The following is a 4,358-nucleotide window of genomic DNA, read 5'->3' on the forward strand; positions in this document are numbered from 1 at the left end:
GAAAATGAGGTTCAAGGATTGCAAGGGATGAAAATATGTGATTTTTTATTAAGAAAGGCAGTAAAGGTTTCATCCATCGAAGAATTTAAAGAGCTTTTGGAGAAGGTGAAGCAGGAAGTTTAGTCTTCTGGAAGAAGCTAGTGCTTTATAATGGACCCAAAAGATCGGACAGTATGTTAAGTTACTATACTTTCGCACTTTTTGTCATTCCTGCGCAAGCAGGAATCCAGAAGCCTTGATATTACTGGATTCCCGCTTTCGCGGGAATGACGAGAGGTTATTACAAAGTATTTGTATTTCAAGTAGTTACAAAAAAGTGCAAAAGTATAGAATATAATTGACTTAACCATAGTTCGCAATGGTCCAGTTAGCTGTGTAGCATCCTTTTTTGTCTTACCCCCTGGTGAGTTTCCTGAAGTTTCAAATTTTTTAGAATCTGAAGAAGAAAAAGAAAGAAGCGAAAAATTAGCAATGAATATCGTTATGCAGTATGAAGAAGAAAGAGGCTGGGAACCTGAAGATGTATCTATGAAAAAATTGGGCTTTGACATCAGAAGCTTAGGTCAAGCAGACCCTAAAACTGGTTACAGAGAGGTTAGAAGAATTGAGGTTAAGGGTAGAAGAAGAGGGGAGAATATTCGGCTTACAGTAAATGAGTGGCTCAAGGGAAAGCAATTAAGGGATACATACTGGTTATATGTAGTGTGGAATCCAACGGAATCTGATTATGAGCTAAAGACGATTCCTGACCCGGCAAATAAATTGGAATACGCCGCAAAAGAAATATTCAAAAGAGGATAAAGATGAACAATATTGAAAGAGTAATTGAATGTATAAAGAAATACAAGCCAGAGAAAGTCATCTTCTTTGGTTCCTATGCCCGAGGAGAGATAGATGAATACAGTGATTTAGATTTTGTGGTTATTAAAAAGACAAAGAAAAGATTTATAAGAAGACTAATAGAGGTGGCGAAACTCATTGATAATGATTTGGGTCAGGTGGATGTCTTTGTTTATACTCCTGAAGAATTTCAAAGAATGGTAGAATGGGAGAATCCTTTTATAGAGAATGTGTTAAAAGAAGGGAGGGTAGTATATGAAAGAAAATAAGGTGGAAGCATTAAGATGGCTGAAACAGGCAGAATATAACTTGCAAGTTGCTGAAAATAATCTTAATGCAAAATTATATTCAGCCTCTTGTTTTATGAGCGAACAATCAGCCCAAGTAGCATTAAAGGCATATCTTATTTTTAAGACAGGTAGACCTGTATTATGGGTTCATTCTGTAAAAAAACTTGCAGAAAATTGTCTGCAATATCACGATAAATTTAAAGAAATAGTTGAATGCGGGAAAATTTTAGATAGATATTACATCCCAACAAGATACCCCGATGCACTGGCGCCGCCTGCAGTTCCTTATGAAATATATACGGTAAAAGATGCTGAAGAAGCAGTTGATTTCGCAAGGAAGATCATAGCTAAGGTAATGGAAGAACTTAAAGGAGGAACAAATGCAAGAAATTAAACCATTTCTGCCGCTAATGAAGACGGATAAAAGCGGGGAGGAGCTAATAAGTGAAGCCGCTGAGCTGATAGAAAAAGAGGTGGAGGATATAGAACAGAAAGCAGACGCTTACGTGGCCCTAAGGATTTTCTCCACCATAAATTTTCCGGCCTCATTGGTGAATAAGATCTTGAAAAGGAGGGATATTATGGTTCAATCCGCATTTTATCAGGAGATATTGCAAGAAGGAGAAATGATAGGGATAGAAAAAGGGATAGAAAAGGGGATAGAAAAGGGGATAGAAAGGAGTATTTTGGAAGTTTTAGCAGAGCGATTTGAGTTTGTTTCTCCTAAATTAGAAAATGAGGTTCAAGGATTGCAAGGGATGAAAGTATGTGATTTTTTATTAAGAAAGGCAGTAAAGGTTTCATCCATCGAAGAATTTAAAGAGCTTTTGGAGAAGGTGAAGCAGGAAGTTTAGTCTTCTGGAAGAAGCCAGTGCTTTGTCAAGTTAGTATTTGTGGGTACAGCCTCTTTAGTTTAATTCTATCGTCTTTGGTGGTGAATTGCCAAACCAGGTAATAGATGTATCGACAAAATATTCAACTTACTTTAATAAACTTGACAAGGTACTAGAGTATAAGGAGGCTAAAAGATGTCAAAAAATCTAAGGGCAGTAGTGGTAAGTCTGATGTGCTTGAGCCTAATTGGCTGTGGAAAAGGCCAGGATAAGGCCAACTCGATTCAGATTAAAGGCTCGGACACGATGGTCAACCTTGTTCAGGCCTGGAGTGAGGCATTTATGCAGGCCAATCCAGGTTCTTATGTGGCGGTCACCGGAGGTGGGTCGGGAACCGGAATTGCGGCTCTTCTTAATAAAACCTGTAATATCGCTATGTGTTCCAGAAAGATGAAGGGAAAAGAGATAGAACTGGCCAGAAAGAAAGGAATTGAGCCAAAAGAGATTACGGTTGCCCTTGACGGATTGGCGGTGGTTGTCCATCCCTCTAATCCGATTGAGCAACTTACTATTCCCCAGCTTTCCGATATCTTTACCGGCAAGATCACGGATTGGAAGGAGGTAGGTGGTAAAGAAGGCAATATAGTGATTATTTCCCGTGAGGTTAACTCGGGGACACATGTCTACTTCAAAGAGCATGTGCTTAGTCAGAGAGAATACAGTAAAGAGGCCTTACTTGTGCCATCTTCCCAGGCAGTGGCCGACGAAATTGCCCAAAATCCAAAGGCTATTGGCTACTATGGCATGGGTTATATTAGTCCGAAACAGAAGGCCATTAAGGTAGCTAAAGACGAAAACTCCCCTTTTGTGCTTCCCATAGTTGATAATGTAACCAACGGCAGTTACCATATTTCTCGCCCTCTGCTGATGTATACTAACGGCGAGCCAACCGGGCTAGTGAAGAAATTCCTCGATTTTATATTGAGCCAGAAGGGACAGGAGATTGTCCTAAAGATCGACTTTGTCCCGGTAGCGGCGAAATAAAGAGGGGTATAACATGCTAAAAAAGAGATGGAGTAAACAGCACCTTAAAGAGGGCTTGATCGAAAGCATCATCAGGCTCAGCGGTGTAACTTGCATCCTCATAGTGACTTTAATCTTTCTTTTTCTTCTTAAAGAGGGACTTTCTGTGTTTAAGATAGTCACCCCACTTGATTTCCTGTTTGGCCAGACCTGGCATCCTATTTCCGAGCCACCTTCTTTTGGCATCCTGCCTCTTATTCTGGGTTCTTTTTTTGTCACTGGAGGAGCCGCCGTTCTGGCTTTGCCCTTAGGCGTATCCAGCGCCGTTTTTATTGCGGAGATTGCTTCTCCAAAAGTGAAAGAAGTAGTCAAGGTAGGGGTTGAATTCCTGGCGGCCATTCCCAGCGTAGTAATTGGCTTTATTGGTATAGTGGTTCTGTCGCCCATGGTGCAGACCCTATTTGATCTTCCCACTGGCCTTACCGCCTTGTCAGGCTCTATTATGCTGGCCCTGATGTCTATGCCTACTATTGTGAGTATTACCGAAGATGCCATCACGGCCGTTCCCAAACAATACCGAGAAGCGGCGCTGGCCTTAGGGGCAACTAAATGGCAAACGATCTGGCGGGTGGTTCTTAGAGCCGCTTCACCGGGAATAATCGCTGGTTGTATGTTGGGCATAGGGCGGGTGATCGGAGAAACTATGGCGGTAATGATGATAACCGGAAATGCGGCCAGAATTCCCCACTCCCTGTTTCAACCGGTAAGAACACTTACCGCGACTATTGCCGCGGAAATGGGAGAGACTGTCCAGGGCAGCGACCATTATGCGGCCCTCTTTGCCATTGGCATTGTGCTTTTTGCCATAAGTTTTGTGATAAACCTTACGGCTGATATCTTTCTGCATAGGGAAATAAGATAACAGGTAACCGTTCAGGGGGTAATGAAAGTTGAGGGGGAATTTTTGTAACTATTCAGCCTTTAAGGCACAAAGACACAAAGATTACTAATAATAGCACACGGATTACACGGATGAGACGGATTGACACGGATAAAAATTTATGTAACCGTTCAGGTATGCACGAATTAGCACGGATAAATAACACAGGACAGAAGGCGGAAGTGTAGGGACAGGGCCTTGTCCCTGTCCGTGCTTGTCCATGTCCGTTCCGTAGACGGACAACCACAAGGGTTGTCCCTACAGCCTAAGGACAGACCCTAATCACGGACACGGCTCACGGATTCTCCGTGTTTCATCTGTGTGCATCTGTGGCTGAACGGTTACGATAACAGAAGACAGAGCACAGGTTCGGCGCTATGAGAAGACCAGATCCAAGAATATCACAAAAGATCGCCTTTGCCATACTTTTAT

Annotated in this window: 6 protein-coding genes; all 6 read left to right on the top strand. The window is 42.1% G+C overall.

Annotated elements, in window-relative coordinates:
• Positions 1-471: 471 nt before the first annotated feature.
• The 6 genes from AB1797_13285 (at position 472) to pstC (ending at position 3,908) form a co-directional block, all read left to right on the top strand.
• Positions 472-801 (top strand): DUF3883 domain-containing protein, encoded by a 330-nt coding sequence (locus tag AB1797_13285; protein ID MEW5768559.1) that lies wholly within the window; start codon positions 472-474, stop codon positions 799-801.
• Between the two features lie 2 nt (positions 802-803).
• Positions 804-1,109 (top strand): nucleotidyltransferase domain-containing protein, encoded by a 306-nt coding sequence (locus AB1797_13290; protein MEW5768560.1) that lies wholly within the window; start codon positions 804-806, stop codon positions 1,107-1,109.
• The gene (locus AB1797_13295) at positions 1,096-1,524 is read left to right on the top strand and encodes a HEPN domain-containing protein (protein ID MEW5768561.1); all 429 of its coding nucleotides are present in this window, start codon (positions 1,096-1,098) and stop codon (positions 1,522-1,524) included. The genes AB1797_13290 and AB1797_13295 overlap by 14 nt, the downstream gene beginning before the upstream one ends.
• On the top strand, positions 1,511-1,984 hold the full coding sequence (locus tag AB1797_13300) for a hypothetical protein (GenBank protein MEW5768562.1): 474 nt from the start codon (positions 1,511-1,513) through the stop codon (positions 1,982-1,984). The genes AB1797_13295 and AB1797_13300 overlap by 14 nt, the downstream gene beginning before the upstream one ends.
• A gap of 174 nt (positions 1,985-2,158) precedes the next feature.
• Entirely contained in the window at positions 2,159-3,007 is an 849-nt protein-coding gene (locus AB1797_13305; GenBank protein MEW5768563.1) for a phosphate ABC transporter substrate-binding protein, read from the top strand.
• A gap of 13 nt (positions 3,008-3,020) precedes the next feature.
• Positions 3,021-3,908: a phosphate ABC transporter permease subunit PstC gene (gene pstC / locus AB1797_13310; GenBank protein MEW5768564.1), complete on the top strand. Its 888-nt coding sequence runs from the start codon at positions 3,021-3,023 to the stop codon at positions 3,906-3,908.
• The last annotated feature ends 450 nt before the right edge of the window (positions 3,909-4,358 follow it).

Source organism: bacterium (assembly GCA_040753085.1).
Classification (GTDB): domain Bacteria; phylum UBA9089; class JASEGY01; order JASEGY01; family JASEGY01; genus JASEGY01.